This window comes from Pantoea sp. (assembly GCF_028283705.1).
Lineage (GTDB): Bacteria > Pseudomonadota > Gammaproteobacteria > Enterobacterales > Enterobacteriaceae > Pantoea.
The window spans coordinates 26,332-44,044 of sequence record NZ_JAPWKD010000017.1 but is presented as its reverse complement, the minus strand read 5'-3'; the positions used below and the strand labels follow the sequence as shown (position 1 = coordinate 44,044).

Here is a 17,713-nt window from a genome sequence, read left to right as displayed (position 1 = left end):
GCGCGCTTTCAGCCGTTGGCCCGGGTGGTGAACGGTGGGAAATGATTGCGTTGCTTCACAGTTTTTATTATTAGTTATTGCCAATGTTGCGGGGCGTAAAGATACTCCTCCACGCAACAACCACATACGTTTTATTGCGGCGTGCTACTGCTTCGGCAGGCAAGACCAAAATGAAAATGTCAGCTCCGGTTATTTTTCCGGCGTGCATTTTTGTTTTGGTCTTTTTTTTTGCCTTAACGAAAGGGAAAACTATGAGTCATAACGAGTTAGCGGAAGAGATTTTACGGTTGGTGAAAGGGGGCGGGAATATCCGTACTCTGACTCATTGTGCCACCCGGCTGCGTATGGAATTTAACGACCGCGACGCGGTGGATAGCGCGCAGATCGAGAAGTTGCCGGGGGTAATCAGCGTCGTCGAACGCGGCGGTCAGTTCCAGATTGTGGTCGGCAACGATGTGCAGCGGGTGTTCCGCGTACTGGAAAAAGCCACCAGTGGCAACAAAGCGAAGGCGGTGCCGCAGGCCGACAAAGAGCGCAGCGGCATCGTTTCGCAGATTATTAGCGTTATCTCCACCACCTTCACCCCGGTGATCCCGGCGATTACCGGGGCCGGGATGATCAAGGCGCTGCTCGCCATCTGCAAACTGACCGGCGTGATGAACGAGAGCAGCCCGACCTGGCAGTTGCTTAACATCATCTCGGATGCGGCCTTTTTCTTCCTGCCGGTGCTGCTGGCGTATGGCGCGGCGCTGAAATTTGAATGTAACGCGATTCTGGCGATGACCATTGCCGGAGCGATGCTGCACCCGGAGATCGGCAAAATGATCGCCAGCGGCAAACCGGTGGACTTCCTTGGTCTGCCCTTCCAGCTGGCGGATTATGCCGGGTCGGTGCTGCCGATTATCCTTACCGTCTGGCTGATGTCGTGGATTGAGCGTTTTGCCGAACGCTTCTCCCCGTCGATTATCAAATTCTTTGTTAAGCCGATGATTATCCTGCTGGTGACCGCACCGCTGGCGCTGGTGGTGGTCGGTCCGCTCGGTATCTGGCTGAACGATGTGGTGGCTTCCGGCGCGGTGATTATCGATCGCCACGCCAGCTGGCTGATCCCGATGCTGATGGGTGGGCTACAACCGTTCCTGGTGATCACCGGCACCGCCTGGGCGATGACGCCGATTGCCACCGGGCAATTGAGCAAAAATGGTTTTGAGATGATTAACGGCCCGGGCATGCTGGCGTCCAACATCGCCCAAGGTGCGGCGACCCTGTGCGTCGCACTGAAAACCCGCAACAAAAACCTGCGTCAGCTCGCTTCCTCTGCCGGTTTCACTGCGTTATTGGGTATTACCGAGCCCTCGCTGTATGGTGTGACGCTGAAATTAAAACGTCCGCTGATCGCCGCGATGATCGGCGGCGGTTGTGCCGGTATCTACGCCGGGTTAAGTGGCCTGGTACGTTATGCCTTTGTCTCCCCAGGCCTGGCCGCCCTGCCCGCGTTTATCGGTGCCAACCCGATGAACATCGTGCATGCGCTGGTCACCTGTGCCATCGCTATTGTGGTCACCTTCGCCCTGACCTGGATACTGGGCTTTGAAGATATTCCCGAAGCGGATAATCAAACGCCAAAAGTGGTACCCGCGCCGGTTAACCTGAAGCCCGGGACTATCGTCAGCCCACTGCGTGGCGAGATGGTGGCGTTAAGCGAAGTAAATGATGATGTGTTCTCCAATGGCCTGCTCGGCCAGGGCGTGGCGATCCGCCCACAGGAAGGCGTCCTGCGCGCCCCGGTCAGCGGCACAGTGATGACCTTTCTCCCTTCCTGCCATGCCGTTGGCCTGATGAGTCACGATGGTATGGAAGTGCTGGTCCATATTGGTCTGGATACCGTCGCGCTGGGTGGTCAGCATTTCAGTTCATCTTTGCAGGTGGGTGATGAGGTGCAGGCGGGTGATGAGCTGGTTCGCTTCGATATGCAGGCGATTGCCGCCGCCGGTTATGACCTGATCACGCCAGTGGTGGTGATCAACAGCGATGAATTTGCCATCACTATTGCGGCGGATGCACCTGTTGATTTTGGTCAGCCGATTATGGAACTCAATCTCCGGGGGCAGGCCGCATGATTTATCAACAATCCTCCCCCTTTCCGACTGGCTTTCTTTGGGGTGCCTCGACTTCGGCTTATCAGGTCGAAGGGGCCTGGGACAGCGACGGTAAAGGCCCTTCGGTGGTCGATATGCTGAGCCATCCGGTTGGCAAAGCTGATTTCACCGTAGCCAGCGATCATTATCAGCAGATGGAAGCCGACGTGGCGTGGTTCGCGCAACTCGGCCTGAAAGCCTACCGCTTCTCGGTGGCCTGGTCGCGGGTCATCCCCGACGGCGATGGCGCAGTCAATCCAGCCGGGCTGGATTTCTACCGACGGCTGATCGCCACCCTGCGCGATCATGGCATTGAACCTATCGTCACCCTGTACCATTTCGACCTGCCGTGGGCGCTGGAGCAGCAAGGTGGCTGGCTGAATCGCCACACCATTGAAGCTTTTGTGCGTTATGCCGATTTGCTGTTCCGGGAATTAGGCGACCAGGTGCGTTACTGGCTGACCATCAACGAACAGAACACCATGATCCTGCATCCGGGCGCGATTGGCACGCCGCCCGGGCGCGCGCTGCCGGATAAAAAATCGCTCTACCAGCAGAGCCACCATATGCTGGTGGCCCAGGCCCAGGTGATGCAGCGTTGCCATGCACTGCTGCCGGGCGCGAAAATCGGCCCGGCGATCAACACCACCTCGATGTATGCCGCCACCTGCCGCCCGGAAGATGCTATTGCCGCGCATAACTGGGAAACCCTGCGCTGCTGGAGTTTCCTCGATGTCGCGGTGCACGGTCGCTACAACGCCCTTGCCCTGCGTTATTTGCAGGATCGCGGCCTGGCACCGCAGATGTTGCCGCAAGATGGTGAGTTGCTGGCCGCAGCGCGTCCTGATTTTGTCGCCATCAACTACTATTCCACCGCCACCATTGCCGCCAGTCGCGGGGATGCCTCGGACGTGGCACCGCGCGCGGGTGATCAGCAGATCATGCTGGGCGAGCCAGGCGTGTACCGGCCCGAGGAGAATCCGTATACCGCGAAAACGCCTTATGGCTGGGTCATCGACCCCATCGGCTTGCGTTTAACCCTGCGCAAAGTCTGCGAACGCTATAACCTGCCGGTGATGATCACTGAGAATGGCATTGGTGCGCCCGACACCCTGGCAGCGGATGGTACGGTGGATGATGGTTATCGTATTGATTTTCTGCGCCAGCATATTGAGCAGATCCAGCTGGCGCTGGCCGATGGCGTAGAGGTGATCGGTTACTTCCCGTGGTCGGCGATTGATGTGGTTAGCACCCATCAGGGCTATGCGAAACGCTACGGTTTCATTTATGTTAATCGCGACGAGCAGTCGCTGCATGATCTGCGGCGTATCCCTAAACGCAGTTTTGGCTGGTATCAACAGGTTATCGCCAGTAACGGACAACAATTACAGGACACCCGTTAGCAGATGAAGGTCATTAAAGTCCTGAACAACAGCCTGGTGCTGACCGAAGATAGCGATGGCAAGGAAGCCATCGTGATGGGTAAAGGCATTGGTTTCAGCAGCCGCGTCGGCGACATGATCCCACGGGAAAAAGTCGAGAAGCTGTTTATGGTGCAGGAAAACCTGCCGGGCGCGGAATATCTCAATGCTTTTGCCGCCATGCCGGAAGAGGTTTTCCAGATGACGGCGCTGGTGATGCAGATGGCGCAGCAGGGGCTGAGCAACCCGCTGCGTCCACAAATTTTCTTTACTCTGACCGATCACCTGATGTTTGCCGTGGAACGCAGCCGCAAAGGCATCATGCTGCAAAACCGCGTGTTGTTTGAGGTCCAGCGCTTCTGGCCGGCGGAGTTCACGCTGGCGCAGCAGGTGGTGACCCGGCTGAACAGTCAGTTCCGGCTCGAACTGCCACCCGAGGAAGCGGGTAATATCGCTTTTCATCTGGTGAATGGTCAGTCAGAACACAGTGATACCAGCCAGACGCTGCTGGCGATGCGTATGCTCAAAGATATCTTCAATATTATTCAGTACCATGCCTATATCACCATCGACACCGGTTCCCTCAACTACTCCCGCTTTCTGATCCATATGCAGTTTTTTATTCAGCGTATGTTTGCCGGGCAGCTGAACCACAGCCAGGGCAATGTGCTGCTGCCGCAGATCATTTTGCAGCATCCGCGTATGCATCGCTGCGCGCTGGCGATCAATGATTATGTGAAAAAGATGCTGGAAGTTGGGATGACAGATGATGAGCTGCTATGGCTGATCGTCCATCTGGTGCGGATTGCCGAGCCACCTGATGTATCTTCATCGTAAGTTATCAAACAGCGCGATAAATCGCGCCAGATTCACCTGGTGGCCTCGGCTTCAGTTGGTTCCTCTGCGGCATCATCGGTATTCACCATCGTTGCCTGAATAGCTTCCTCTTCCAGCACCGGGTTCAAGGCTGCGCCAATCGGTGACGTGGCGAGACTATCCGGCATCACCACATGCGGCAGTGGCACCTCGGTAGTGGGCACGGGCAGGACCTTAACCGGACGGTTCATCACCGCGATCAACAGCGCGCAGAACGTGAAAGACAGATACAGTACATGGCTGCCAAACGGCTGCATCAAGGCACCGACGGCCAGTGGTCCGATACTGGCCCCAATACCAAACGCCATCAGCAGACATGCGGTCAGTGACACGCGCCGTTCCGACATCACCTGGTCATTCGCCAGCGCCACCTGCAAAGGATAAAGCCCGAACTGCATCATGCTGATAAAAAACGCCATGCCGAGCAGCAGTTGAAACGGCAGATTGAGTGGCAGGCCCAACACCAACGCCGACACGCCGTACAACAGCGCGATAAAGAACAGTAGGCGCTGACGATCAAAACGGTCTGACAGCCAACTGAGCGGAAACTGCGCCACCAGCCCGGCGAAAATACTCAGGCTCATAAACAGACCGGTTTGTTCCGTGCTGAATCCCTGACTGCTGGCATACACTGGTGCCAGCCCGTAAAACGCACCGATCGCCATGCCACTGACCACCGTGGTGGCCAGCAGACGCGGGATGGTACGAAGAAAATAGCCCAGTTCCATCGGTGCAGGCGACATCGCTCTGGCGTTGGTGCGTGTCGTCAGGGCAATCGGCACCAGGCACAACGCAAAGCACAGTGCGACAATCAGCAGCGTGCTGATGCCAAAACCGCTTTGCATCGCCAGGATCACCTGCCCTCCACTCAGCCCCAGATAGGTCGCGACCATATACAGGCCAAAAATCATGCCACGCTGCGAGGATTCCGCCTGATCGTTGAGCCAGCTTTCCAGCACCATGTACTGGCACATCATGCATAAACCGATAATCAGGCGCAGAAAGACCCAAAGCGGAATCAGATCAGTCAGGCCATGCGCGATCACCGAGGCGGTGATGATACCGGCACAGGTGACATAGCTGCGGATGTGGCCGACGCGGGCAATCAGGTTGTGCCCGACTTTGCCCCCAATCACCAACCCGACATAGTTTGCCGCAGTGATCGCCCCGATCAGCGCGCCGTTGACCTGCTCATGCGCCAGGCGCAGGGAAACGTAGGTGGTCAGCAGACCGGAACCGAGCAACATTAACAGGGTGGTGGCATAGAGTGGCAAAAAGGCATTTATCACTTTTCTCATGTAACTCTCTGTAATGCTTGTACCGTCTAAGGGATCATTCTCCATCATCAGCACCGTTTGATGCTGTAGCCGGTAAGGATAGCTGATCAATACAGCCAGGCACGATGATTCGGAATTCTGGAGAATCTGTCGATGAAATCGGCTTTTTTAAACATATCACCGCAACATGTTTATGGCATCGACACGTTTTGGCGATATGTCGATAAAATCGTTTTTTTTAAACATATGGCCGTGACATGTTTATGGCATCGACATATTATGGCGATATGTCGATAAAATCGGTTTTCTTAAACATATGCGCTGGCAACCAGAAACGCCCTACAATGGGCTCCCTTTACTTCCACCCGACCTTGATCGCATTGAAACACGCGCAGTGCTCAAAGCGTGCATCAGTGCACGCGCGGCAATTGCAGAGCTGAAAACCGCCGGAGAATTGATTCCCGATCAGGGTTTACTGATCAATATCCTGCCAATCATGGAAGCGAAGGACTCTTCCCGCATCGAGAACATTGTGACAACCAGCGACCAGCTATTCCAGTTTGCGGACCGCGCCGAACATGCTGATCCCGCCACTAAGGAAGCACTACGCTATCGCAGCGCATTGTTTGAGGGCTATAGCCAGCTGGCAACGCATCCACTCTGTACCAACACCGCGATATCGATCTGTACCCGGTTACGCGCTGTTCAAACCGATATCCGCAGGACACCGGGTACGGTGTTGCGTGACCAGAACCATGATGTGGTTTACACGCCGCCCGTCGGTGAATCCGCCATTCGTGACTTGCTGGCAAACTGGGAACGTTTCATACACGCAGAAGATGACATCGATCCGCTGGTGAAAATGGCGATTTCCCACTACCAGTTCGAATGCATTCACCCCTTTCCCGACGGGAACGGGCGTACAGGCCGAATCCTGAATATCCTGTACCTGATCCAGACTGAATTACTGTCACTGCCGATCCTCTATCTTTCTCGTTTCATCCTTGAGAGACGTGATGATTACTACACCTTGCTACGCAGCGTGACCGCAGAGGGGAACTGGGAAGCATGGATCCTCTTTATGCTGGAAGCAGTGGAAAACACCGCACGATGGACAACAAAAAAAATCGCGATTGTACGCGCGCTATTGGCGGACGCGACTGATTATGTACGGGAAAAACTGCCTAAAATTTATACCCATGAATTACTTCAGGTGCTCTTTGCACAGCCATATTGCCGCATTGAAAACCTGGTTGAACACGGCGTCGCAAAACGTCAGACGGCATCATCCTATCTGAAGCAGTTGGTAGAAATCGGTGTGCTTGAAGAAATGAACGTCGGGCGTGAGAAGTTATATATCAACACCCGGTTGTTACAGGAGTTGAATCAGTAAAACTGCTCTGAAATGCGTCGCTACGTGCTGGGTATTTGCCAAATCTGCTGGCAATATTCGCCAATAGCGCGATCTGACGAAAAGATCCCGGAGTGGGCGCAATTGAGAATCGACATGCGTGTCCACAGGCGTTGGTCGTGCCAGGTTTCACTCACCCGCTGCTGGCACGCCGCGTAATCGGCATAGTCGGCCAGCACAAGGAAGGGATCGTAGTGCAGCAAACTGTCGAGCAACGGACGGAACAAGGCCGTATCCCCGCGGGAGAAACGCCCCTGCGCAATTTGCTCAAATGCATCGCGTAAATCCTCATTGGCCTGCACGTAATCAGCCGGACGATACTCCGCACGGTTCAATGTCTCAGTCTGCTGAGCCGTCATGCCAAACAGGAAAAAATTCTCCTCACCCACCTGCTGGCGTATTTCGACATTGGCCCCATCCAGCGTGCCGATGGTGATTGCGCCATTCATCATAAACTTCATGTTCCCAGTGCCCGAGGCTTCTTTGCCTGCAGTCGAAATCTGCTCCGACAGATCCGCCGCCGGATAGATAAGATGGCCATTCTTCACGTTAAAGTCGGGAAAGAACACCACCTTCAGACGCTCATTCATCGCCGGATCATTATTGACCACTTCGGCGATGCCAGTAATCAACCGGATGATCAGCTTCGCCATGCCATAGCCCGGAGCCGCCTTACCGCCAAAAATAAAACAACGTGGTGCGGTTTTGAGTTCAGGATGACGGCTTAAGCGCTGATACAGGCTAATAATATAGAGGGCATTCAGATGCTGGCGTTTGTACTCGTGGATGCGTTTCACCTGCACATCAAACAGCATATCGGGCGCAACGTCGATGCCGACCAGGTTGCTGATGCGTCCCGCCAGCGCCGATTTGTTGTGATGACGGATGGCGCGCCACGCCTGTTGCAGATCATCGTCATCGGCAAGTGTGGCCAACGCACTGAGTTGAGTCAGATCGTTTCTCCAGCCCGTGCCTATAGTTTCATCCAGCAGATTAGCCAGCCGCGGATTGCTCAGCATCAGAAAACGACGTGGAGTCACGCCGTTGGTGACATTCAGAAAACGCTGCGGATACATCGCGGCGAAGTCATGTAGGACCGTTTGCCTGAGCAGCTCTGAATGCAACGCCGCCACGCCATTGACGGCATGGCTGCCTACCGTAGCAAGATTGGCCATGCGCACCTTCTTCTCGCCATGTTCGTCAATTAATGACATACGCGCCACCCGCGCCACATCATCAGGAAACGCCTGGCGCACTTCTTCCAGGAAACGTCTGTTGATTTCGTAAATAATGTCGAGCAACCGTGGCAGCAAACTTTGCATCAGCGGCAGCCCCCAGGTTTCCAGCGCCTCGGGTAACAGCGTGTGGTTGGTGTAGGCGAAGGTGTGCTGAGTGATTGACCAGGCTTCGTCCCATGACAGCTGGCGTTCGTCGAGCAGCAGACGCATCAGTTCAGCCACGGCGATCGAGGGATGGGTATCGTTCAGCTGCGCGGCAAAGCGTTCGGCAAAATGTTCGACAGGCCGGTGACCAATATCCAGCAGGCGCAGCATGTCCTGAAGCGAACATGAAACAAAAAAGTATTGCTGGGCCAGGCGCAGCCGCTTACCGGCATCGGGTTCGTCATTGGGATAGAGCACTTTAGACAGCGTCTCTGAGACCACTTTTTCTTCCACTGCCTGGTAATAATCGCCCGCGTTAAAATCCTCGAAGTCAAAAGATTCCACCGCCTCGCTTTTCCACAGCCGCAGCAGATTACAGGTGTTGACACGATAACCCTGGATCGGCACATCATAGGCCACCCCTTTCACCTGGCGAGCCGGTATCCATTGCACTTGCAGCCGATTTTGTTCATCGGTCTGCATCCGGGTGTAACCGCCAAAGTTGACATAAAAGCTGATGTCAGGCCGGACAATTTCCCAGGGTGTGCCCATTTTCAACCACTTATCGGTACGCTCCACCTGCCAGCCATCCACGATATCCTGATCGAAGATGCCGAATTCGTAGCGAATACCATAGCCGATGGCCGGGACTTCCAGCGTCGCCAGTGAATCCAGATAGCATGCCGCCAGTCTGCCCAACCCCCCGTTGCCCAGCCCCGGTTCCTCCTCCAGCGCCAGCAATTCGTCAAGATCCTGCCCCAGCGCGTGCAGGGCCTGCCTGGCATCATCCTCAAGATCCAGGCTGAGCAGATTGCAACCCAGTTGTGGGCCAATAAGGAACTCTGCCGACAAATAACAGGCGACCTTAACGTTATGTTCTGCGTAGTTTTTAGTCGATGCCACCCAACTTTCCAGCATACGGTCTCTGACCGTAAACGAGAGCGCCATATACCAGTCCTGCGGCGTGGCAATATCCGGATAGCGTGCCTGGCGGCAAATCAGGTTGCGTACCACATCATGTTGAAATGCAGGACCGATGGCGGGAGCAGAAGATTTATCTTTCATATTGTGTTGCCTCGTGTTGGCGCTCACATCAGAAGCTGATGGTCGCCAGGCCTGAGCAGCAAAGTGATGCACAGGGAAAACGTTGGGTCATTTTCCAGGGTCTTTTAATCAAGTTAGCCAGCAACCCTGAGGGTGGCAAACGCAGCGAGAGGAAATAAAAGCCTGTTCCGGGAGACTCCGGATTTAACTGGCACGGTTTGCCTGGGTATTTGGATAGTTTTCTCTGCGACATTGTACTGTTCACATTCTATCAACACCTCCTTTCGGTAAATTTAGGGCGGATTCATTTTGGTTGAAAACACCTGCGACTGATGGCTCAGCGCATCGCTAAGTGCCGCCGGGCTTTTAATGAGTTCAGGTTAATCAAATGTTTTTACACAAAGGTGCAAACAATGAAAAAAGTTGTGTTTAATGCCCGCCCTAACCCACCGGGAATCGCCAAAGCGATATTTGCGGTGATGTCTGCTGAAGGCTGGGCTTTACAGGATGCCCAGATGGCGACTGAACCTGGCGTGATTGCTCACCTCGATGAGGTTACAGCGGAAAAACTGCGGAAAGCGATCGAGGATGCGGCGGGTGATAAAGTCAGGATTGAGGATGAATAACAGCAAAATCCCGGAAATTTCTTGAGCGTGATAAAAAATGCCCATAACGGATCAGATTATGGGCAAACAGGACTGGAATTCGAAGTTTGTTTTTTTCAATAAAACTTTTAAAATATGGCAGGCAATTTTACACAACAGGAATAATAACTGTCGATGATACTTATAAACCACCTTCGGTAGGAAATTTAATGTCTAACCATTAAGCCCAAACTCATGATGTAGCAGGGGACATAAATCAGCAAACTTTTTGCCTGCATTAATCTTTTCCTGAAGCAGGGTTCTGTCCGGTTGAGACGGAAACATCGTTGTCTCAATACCTTTATTTATTCCTTCTTTAACTTCTTCATAACCGATGCCGCCTGCTCCAAACGCCATGACTTCTCCTCCATATTTGTGTGCCGGATAAAGCATAGCCTGATATTCCTGGTCACCATCAGTCAATTTTGTCTGCCATGATCGTTTAGGATCAGGAACACGCACGATACCCACCTTAAAATCATCCCTATCCTGAAACAAATCCTGGTCGGAGGCTAATGCAGAAACAATACCAATGCATTTGATGTTGTTCTTAAGAAAAGCATCCCCAGCCACGACATCATAAACGCCGCCTATGCCAACGCTGGTTCCTCCGCATACCACAACTATCTGTTTATCCGGATTATCGCGCACGCATCCTTCCAGCTTTGATTTTATTGTTTCCTTTACGCCTGCAAAGTCTTCGTATTTCTGTCCGGAATAACCTATGAAGGTGACGCAATAAAGATCCTGAATGTTTTCATTCTCCCCTAACAATAAATTATCAATTTCATTTGTTGTTTCGCTCGGGGTAGGCAGACTACTTTCTAATAATTTAGCTGCATTTTGAGCGTAATATTTCTGTTTTTGAGATGATAAATCATTTGTGATTTGTGGAGCTAAAATGTTAACAGCAGGATTTAAAGATATGGTAGCCATATAGTATTACTCCTCCCAGGTTCAAATTAAATGAATGGTACATATGTGTTTGTTATCATAACAAGGCAGCTAACAGCTATTTAATAATTCATTTCCAGACGAAATCATAGCTTAAAAAGTGATTTTTTGATCGGGGTGGGATATATCATAAAGGAGAGGTAAATTTCATATTCAGAGGCCTGTTTATCTCTCAGAATAGTATGTCCGGTGGAGCGATGATGGGAGCAAGGAAAAAGGCAACCCGTATCACCCGCTGCCCTGTTAATTAAACACCTTGTGCGATCAATCATGCCACTACGGATCGAGACAAAGAGCGTTACACCAAAGGCAGCGTAACCCTCACCTCCAGCCCGCCGCCTGCCCGGCGGTTGACGCTGAGATCGCCGCCATGCTGCTGCGCAATCTGGCGCGCGATGGCAAGTCCCAGGCCGGAACCGTTATGCCGGGCGGCAGTACCTTTTCCACGATGGAAAGGCTTGGTAATCAACAATAATTCTTCCTCTGTCACGCCGGGACCGCGATCACGCACCGCAATGTTAGCGACATTCTGTTCCCGCCAGCTGGCAACCTCTAATCCTGTCAGTCCATATTTGGCGGCGTTTTGCATCAGGTTGGTCAGCAGGCGCATCACGCTGATCGGGCGGAACAGGAACACCGGCAGAGGGGCAAGGTTCAGGCTAAAGTTTTGTCCCAGTCCGGTAAAATCATGGGCCAGTTCGGTAATCATCTGATTGATGTCACCCGGCTGGGTCAGCTCAGCCGCGCTGCCACGGGCATAATCAATAAATTGCTGCAGAATGTTATCAACATCATCAAAATAACGACCAAAGTCATCCTGGGTAGATTTTCCCTGCCCGCTCATTGCCAGCGCCAGCCGTAGCTTGGTCAGTGGCGTGCGCAGGTCGTGAGAAATTCCGGCCAGCATCTGCGCCCGGGTATTCTCCATCTCGGCCAGACCAGCCAGCATGCGATTAAACGTCAGGCTTACTGTCATGATTTCAGTCGGCCCTTCCGGCGATAAGGGACGCGGCCATCCGCCCTTGCCGACGTCAGCGGCAGCCCGCGCCAGTGATGTCAGTGGGCGGTTGATACGCCGTTGCAGGCCATAAGCCGTCAGCAACGCCATCAGAGATAAAATCACTGACAGCAAAATGGCGCTAATCAGGCTGGTAAGATGATTCGAAGGCTCCACGGCCAGCGCAACCCAGTACGGCTGCCCGGCGATTTTCACCTCCACCCATAATTTTTTTTCCGGTGCCTGCTCCCAGCGCAGCTGAATTCCCGCAGGAAGTTGCTGATGCAGGCTATCAAGAAAAACTTTCAGATAATAACGACGATAGAATCCGGCCAGGCCCAGCGTAGGTATTTCTATCGAGTGTAGCGGTGGCTGAGCAACGCCCTGCACCGCCTGTACATAACGATCACGATCCGTAGCCGGTACCGTTGCCAGCAGCTTATCGAGCATCACGATCTGCGAGGCAATCAGCGAAGCGGCGTCGTTGACCCGGGGCTTCTGGATAAAAACCAGAAACACCGTCAGCGTGGTGAATTGCGTCAATGTTACCAGCAAGATCAACAGGACGCTGTTACGTGCCAGCAGGGAGCGGGGCCAGAATTTTTTCACGTTTCGCTATCTGCGATCAGCATGTAACCCATGCCCCAGACGGTCTTCAGCCAGCGAGGCTCGGAAGGTTGCATTTCAAGTTGCTGGCGCAGGCGTAAAATTTGCACATCGACGCTTCGATCCAGCGCTTCATACTCACGTCCTCTGGCACGGTTCAGCAGATTTTCGCGGCTGATTGGCCGGTTGGGTGTGGTGGCTAACGCAATCAGCAAATTCATTTCAGCAGAATTCAGCGTCATCAGCTGATCTTCGCGGTAAAGCGTTTGACGGGTGATATCCAGACGATAAGGGCCAAAACAGACTTCTCCCGAACCGTTAGGCGTTGCGCCACGTTGCAACTCCTGTCGCCGAAAGATCGCTTTAATACGAGCCACCAGCTCCTGCGGCAGAAAAGGTTTGGCAAGATAGTCATCAGCACCGGTTTCCAGACCAATCACCCGATCTATCGGGTCGCCGCGTGCGGTGAGCATCAGGATAGGCAGCGTATATTTCGCCGCGCGCAGACGGCGGCAAACGGACAGGCCATCTTCCGGTTCCATCATCAGATCCAGCACCAGCAAATCGAAAGGCTCACGTTGCAAATACCGGTCGAGTCGGGCGCTGTTTTCCGCCGTTCTGACCTCAAATCCCTGATCGCTCAAATAGCGTTGCAGCATGCTGCGCAGTTCATTTTCATCGTCCAGAACGAGGATTTTCTTCGCCTTATACTCGGTTTTCGCATCACTCATGGTCATTCACCCGATAAAGAGGGCTGATGAACAGGCTTGCGTCGCGCCTGCCACGCCTCTTGTGCACGTTGCAAAACGACATAAAAACAAGGGACTAACAGGATGGCAAGTAAAGTTGCTGACAACATCCCTGAAAAAACGGTAATCCCCAGTGATTTTCTGGCACTGGCGCTGGCACCGCTGGAAAAGAGCAGCGGCACTACGCCCAGGGAAAATGCCAGCGACGTCATGATAATCGGCCGGAAACGCGTTCTGGCCGCCGTTAGTGCCGCGTCAATGATGCTGCTCCCGGCCAGGCGCTGCTGGCGGGCATATTCGACAATCAGAATCGCATTTTTGGCGGCAAGCCCGGCCAGTAATAACACGCCAATCTGGGTATAAAGATTGTTAGCGATATTCAGCGCTAACAATGTGATCGCCGTACCTGATAAGGCAAGTGGGACACCAAGAATTACGCTGACAGGTAACCAGTAGCTTTCATATTGTGCCGCCAGCACCAGATAAACCAACAGCAGCGACATGGCGAAGGCAATATAAATGCGGTTTCCGGCCACTTTTTCCTGATACGACATATCGGTCCACGACAGGCCGATATCCGGCGGCAGGGTGGCTTTCGCCAGTGTCTCCATCGCCTGCATCGCAGCCCCGGTGCTGTAACCCGGCGCGGGCATTCCGGTGAGCGTGGCAGCCGGGTCGAGATTATATAAGGAAGCGACGGCTGGCCCCTGAGTCGGGGTGAAACTGACCAGTGTTGCCAGCGAAACTGGCTCACCGCTGGCATTTTTTACCGTCAGTGCAGAGATTTGCTGTTGCAGCAGACGCTGATCTGACTGCGCCTGCACATAAACTTTCACGCTATGGTTCTCGCGGGTGATTTGATTAACATAGCTGGCACCAAGATATTGTTGCATCGCATCAAAGGCATCACCGGGAGATACACCCATCGCTGCCGCGCGCGTTCTATCCAACGTGACATTGATCTGCGGCACATCGGCACGCAGCGTGCTGAACATGCGCGACACTTGCGGCAGTGCCATCGCCTGCCGGGCAAAATTATCACTCACCTGTTGCAGATGTCGGTAATCACGTTGCCCGTCATTCTCGCTCAGGATCATCTGCATACCGCCACCGTTACCGACGCCCTGAATCGGCGGCGGCACAATCACCAGCGCGTTGGCATCGGGAATACCCGCCAGCTGTTTATTCAGATTGAGATAGATTGAACGCAGATCCTGGTTTCTGCCACGCTGATTCCAGGGTTTCAGGGTGATGTAAATCAGCGCCGCGTTGGACAGGGACGCATTATTGTCGAGCGGTGACAGCCCGCCGATCACCACGACATGGTCTACCCCGGGCTGCTGATTCAGCAATCGTTCCACTCGCTGGGTAACGTTGGCGGTTTTTCCCAGCGAAACGGCGTCGGGCAGTTGCAGCGACACTAACAGATAACCCTGGTCTTCCAGCGGGATAAATCCGGTTGGAATTCTGAGGAAGGCGACTAACGCCAGCACGATCACCACCATGCCACTGATAAGCGCCGCTTTGCTGTGGCGGATTAAACGGCGAACAGTGTTGAGATAAACGTTCTCCAGCCAGGCGAAAACCTGATTGAACTTCCGGTAAATCCAGGGTTTGGTTCCCTGCTTCACCGGTCGCAGCCACTGTGCGCTCTGCACCGGTTTCAGCGTCAGCGCATTAAGCGCGCTAAGCCAGGTGGTCACGGCAATCACCAGCGCAAACTGACGATACATCTGGCCGCTGAGACCCGGTAAGAAACTGGCCGGGATATACACTGCCACCAGCACCAGCGTGATAGAAATGATGGGGGCCAGCAGCTGGCGCATGGCGCGCTGCGTCGCCTCGCGCGGCGCATATCCCTGCTCCATCTGATGACTCACGCCTTCGACCACCACGATCGCATCATCAACCACGATGCCGATCGCCAACACGATGGCAAACAACGTCAGCAGATTGATGGAAAAACCCATCAGGTAGATAGCCCCGAATGTGCCAATAATAGTGACCGGTACCGTGGTGGCGGGTACCAGCACCGCGCGCCAGTTCTGCAAAAATGCCACGATCACCAGTAACACCAGCAGCCCGGCAATCAACAAGGTGCTGTAGACGTCATCGACTGAACTCTTAATAAAGGTTGTGGTGTCGAACGGCAGTGAATAATGCATACCTGCCGGCAGTTGCGCAGACAATTTTTGCATCTCAGCGGCGACCGCAGCGCCAACGTCCAGCGCGTTGGCATCCGGTAACTGAGAAATGGCAATCCCCGCTGCAGGTTTCCCGTCCATGGTGAAAAACTGCGCATAACTCGATGAACCCAGCTCTGCATGGCCGACATCCTGTAAACGCACCAGCCTGCCGCCATCCTCGGTACTGCTTTTAATCACGATCTGATTGAACTGGCTGGCATCGGCCAGCAGGCCATTAACGTTGAGCGTCAGTTGCATCTGCTGGCCGTTGTTGACGGGCGGAGCGCCCAGCTGTCCGGCACTGACGCTGCGGTTTTGCGCTTTGATGGCGTTGATCACGTCATCCGGTACCAGACCATATTGCTGCATGCGCGCCGCATCCAGCCAGATGCGAATGCTGTAATTACCGGTGCCAAACACCGTGACATCCCCCACGCCAGGTATGCGCGCCAGCGAGTCGCGCAGATGATTGGTGGCGTAGTTGCTCAAAAACAATGTGTTTTGAGCCGGGTCGGTCGATTGCAGGCTATACAACTGCAAAATGGCCGTAGATCTTTTTCGCACCGTCACCCCCTGCTGCTGCACCGCATCCGGCAACTGGGAGAGCGCAGCCTGCACACGGTTTTGCACCAGGATCTGGGCCTGGTCGCTGTCGGTGCCGATGGCAAAGGTGATATTCAGGGTATAGGTACCATCATTGCCGGTGGTCGATTTCATATACAGCATGTGCTCGACACCATTCACCTGCTGTTCGATGGGGAACGCCACCTGATCCTGCAATGTCTGCGCATTGGCGCCGGGATAGTGCGTCACCACCTGCACCGTCGGCGGAGTGATGGGAGGATACTGCGTCACCGGTAATGCCCATAAAGCCACCGCGCCGAGGATCAGGATAATCAGCGACAACACATTGGCGAAAACCGGTCGGTCGAGAAAGAACTTAATCATGCTGGCTTTGCGCCTCGTTGCTGACGTTCACCTTTTTCCCCACTAAATCAGGCCGGGCAAAGGTCAGGACGCGTTGTGTGGCGTCATTTGCGCTGAGTAAAATGACATGCTCACCGCTGCCGGGAGCCGTTTTAACGCTAAGGCGGCTGACCGTGCCATCCGCAGAAACCGGGAAAACACTGTCGCCCTGTACCGCCGTGGCCGGTAGCTGCAGCTGGTTCACCGGCGCTGCCGCATGCAGCGTGACCTGGACAAACATCCCCGGCAGCAGATTAACGGGCGGCTGATGCAGGGTAGCACGCAGGGTGATATTGCCGCTGGCACTGTCGAGCTGGTTATCGACAAAGTCGATGGTGCTATGCAGCGGCTCACTCAGTCCGGGAATGGTGACATCCACCGGCTGCTGCCCGACAGCAGCGCTGCGTGCGGCGATAATGCCGAAACGCGTCGCGTCTGACTGATTCAGGCTGAAAGTGACATACAGCGGGTCGATTTTATTCAACGTGGCTAACAGGGTATTACCGCTGGTCCCCACCAGATTACCAACATCGACAGTGCGCCGCCCGATGCGTCCGGTAAAGGGGGCGGTAATACGCGTATAACCGAGATTAATTTGCGCGATATCCCGCTGCGCCAGCGCCTGATCTCTGGCGGTTTGCGCGTCCTGCAAGGCGGACAGGGAGATAACGTGTGACGGATAAAGAGCCAGGTCGCGGTCGGTTTCACGCTGGGCATTCACCAGCGCGGCCTGATCCGAATTAAGCTGTGCCTGTAAGGCAGCCGGGTCTAGCGTAAATAACACTTGTCCGGCCTGCACCAGGTCACCGTCTTTAAAATTGACCGATTGCAGCGTCGCTGCGACGCGCGCTGTAATCTGTACCTGCGCTGAAGCACTCAGTGTGCCGGTGACGGTGGTTGACGAGTCAAACGTGAGTTTTTGCGGCATGCTCACCGACACCGCAGGAACCGGCTGCGGGAGAGCATTTTGCTGGGGTTTACAACCCGCCAGTACACAGCCTGTCAGCAGCAGCCCAAACCGGCACGTCACACTCAGTGTCCTCATGGATAGCGCGTTCATCG

12 protein-coding genes are annotated in these 17,713 nt (G+C 54.2%); 5 read left to right on the top strand and 7 right to left on the bottom strand.

The annotated features are described in order from the left end of the window. Positions 1 to 251: 251 nt before the first annotated feature. The 3 genes from PW844_RS15210 to PW844_RS15200 are packed head-to-tail and all read left to right on the top strand — an operon-like array spanning position 252 to position 4,396. Positions 252 to 2,120, top strand: coding sequence for a beta-glucoside-specific PTS transporter subunit IIABC (locus tag PW844_RS15210; RefSeq protein WP_299453349.1), 1,869 nt, complete (start codon positions 252 to 254; stop codon positions 2,118 to 2,120). After that, the gene (locus tag PW844_RS15205) at positions 2,117 to 3,541 is read left to right on the top strand and encodes a glycoside hydrolase family 1 protein (protein WP_299453347.1); all 1,425 of its coding nucleotides are present in this window, start codon (positions 2,117 to 2,119) and stop codon (positions 3,539 to 3,541) included. The genes PW844_RS15210 and PW844_RS15205 overlap by 4 nt, the downstream gene beginning before the upstream one ends. 3 nt (positions 3,542 to 3,544) lie before the next feature. Beyond that, on the top strand, positions 3,545 to 4,396 hold the full coding sequence (locus tag PW844_RS15200) for a PRD domain-containing protein (protein WP_299453345.1): 852 nt from the start codon (positions 3,545 to 3,547) through the stop codon (positions 4,394 to 4,396). Positions 4,397 to 4,428: 32 nt separating this feature from the next. Here PW844_RS15200 and PW844_RS15195 read toward each other — a convergent pair whose 3' ends face one another. Continuing rightward, positions 4,429 to 5,733, bottom strand: coding sequence for an MFS transporter (locus tag PW844_RS15195; RefSeq protein ID WP_299453341.1), 1,305 nt, complete (start codon positions 5,731 to 5,733; stop codon positions 4,429 to 4,431). A gap of 295 nt (positions 5,734 to 6,028) precedes the next feature. Here PW844_RS15195 and fic point away from each other — a divergent pair, with 295 nt between their 5' ends. Next, positions 6,029 to 7,105 carry a protein adenylyltransferase Fic gene (fic, locus tag PW844_RS15190; RefSeq protein WP_299453338.1) on the top strand — a complete coding sequence of 359 codons (1,077 nt, stop codon included), beginning with the start codon at positions 6,029 to 6,031 and terminating at the stop codon, positions 7,103 to 7,105. A gap of 20 nt (positions 7,106 to 7,125) precedes the next feature. Here the strand turns inward: fic and PW844_RS15185 are convergent, their stop codons facing one another. After that, positions 7,126 to 9,570, bottom strand: coding sequence for a glycogen/starch/alpha-glucan phosphorylase (locus PW844_RS15185; RefSeq protein WP_299453335.1), 2,445 nt, complete (start codon positions 9,568 to 9,570; stop codon positions 7,126 to 7,128). A 392-nt stretch (positions 9,571 to 9,962) separates the two neighbouring features. Between PW844_RS15185 and PW844_RS15180 the strand changes: the two genes are divergently transcribed. Then, on the top strand, positions 9,963 to 10,175 hold the full coding sequence (locus PW844_RS15180) for a hypothetical protein (RefSeq protein WP_084879504.1): 213 nt from the start codon (positions 9,963 to 9,965) through the stop codon (positions 10,173 to 10,175). A gap of 192 nt (positions 10,176 to 10,367) precedes the next feature. Here PW844_RS15180 and PW844_RS15175 read toward each other — a convergent pair whose 3' ends face one another. The 5 genes from PW844_RS15175 to PW844_RS15155 all read right to left on the bottom strand — a co-directional run bounded on the left by PW844_RS15175 (position 10,368) and on the right by PW844_RS15155 (position 17,681). Then, entirely contained in the window at positions 10,368 to 11,129 is a 762-nt protein-coding gene (locus PW844_RS15175; RefSeq protein ID WP_299453329.1) for a hypothetical protein, read from the bottom strand. A gap of 316 nt (positions 11,130 to 11,445) precedes the next feature. Continuing rightward, positions 11,446 to 12,753, bottom strand: a complete 1,308-nt coding sequence (locus PW844_RS15170; RefSeq protein ID WP_299453326.1) for an ATP-binding protein — start codon at positions 12,751 to 12,753, stop codon at positions 11,446 to 11,448. Further along, positions 12,750 to 13,481: a response regulator gene (locus PW844_RS15165; RefSeq protein WP_299453323.1), complete on the bottom strand. Its 732-nt coding sequence runs from the start codon at positions 13,479 to 13,481 to the stop codon at positions 12,750 to 12,752. Before PW844_RS15165 ends, PW844_RS15170 begins: the two co-directional genes overlap by 4 nt. 2 nt (positions 13,482 to 13,483) lie before the next feature. Next, entirely contained in the window at positions 13,484 to 16,633 is a 3,150-nt protein-coding gene (locus PW844_RS15160) for an efflux RND transporter permease subunit (protein WP_299453320.1), read from the bottom strand. Continuing rightward, on the bottom strand, positions 16,626 to 17,681 hold the full coding sequence (locus tag PW844_RS15155) for an efflux RND transporter periplasmic adaptor subunit (RefSeq protein WP_299453316.1): 1,056 nt from the start codon (positions 17,679 to 17,681) through the stop codon (positions 16,626 to 16,628). The genes PW844_RS15160 and PW844_RS15155 overlap by 8 nt, the downstream gene beginning before the upstream one ends. Positions 17,682 to 17,713: the final 32 nt, after the last annotated feature.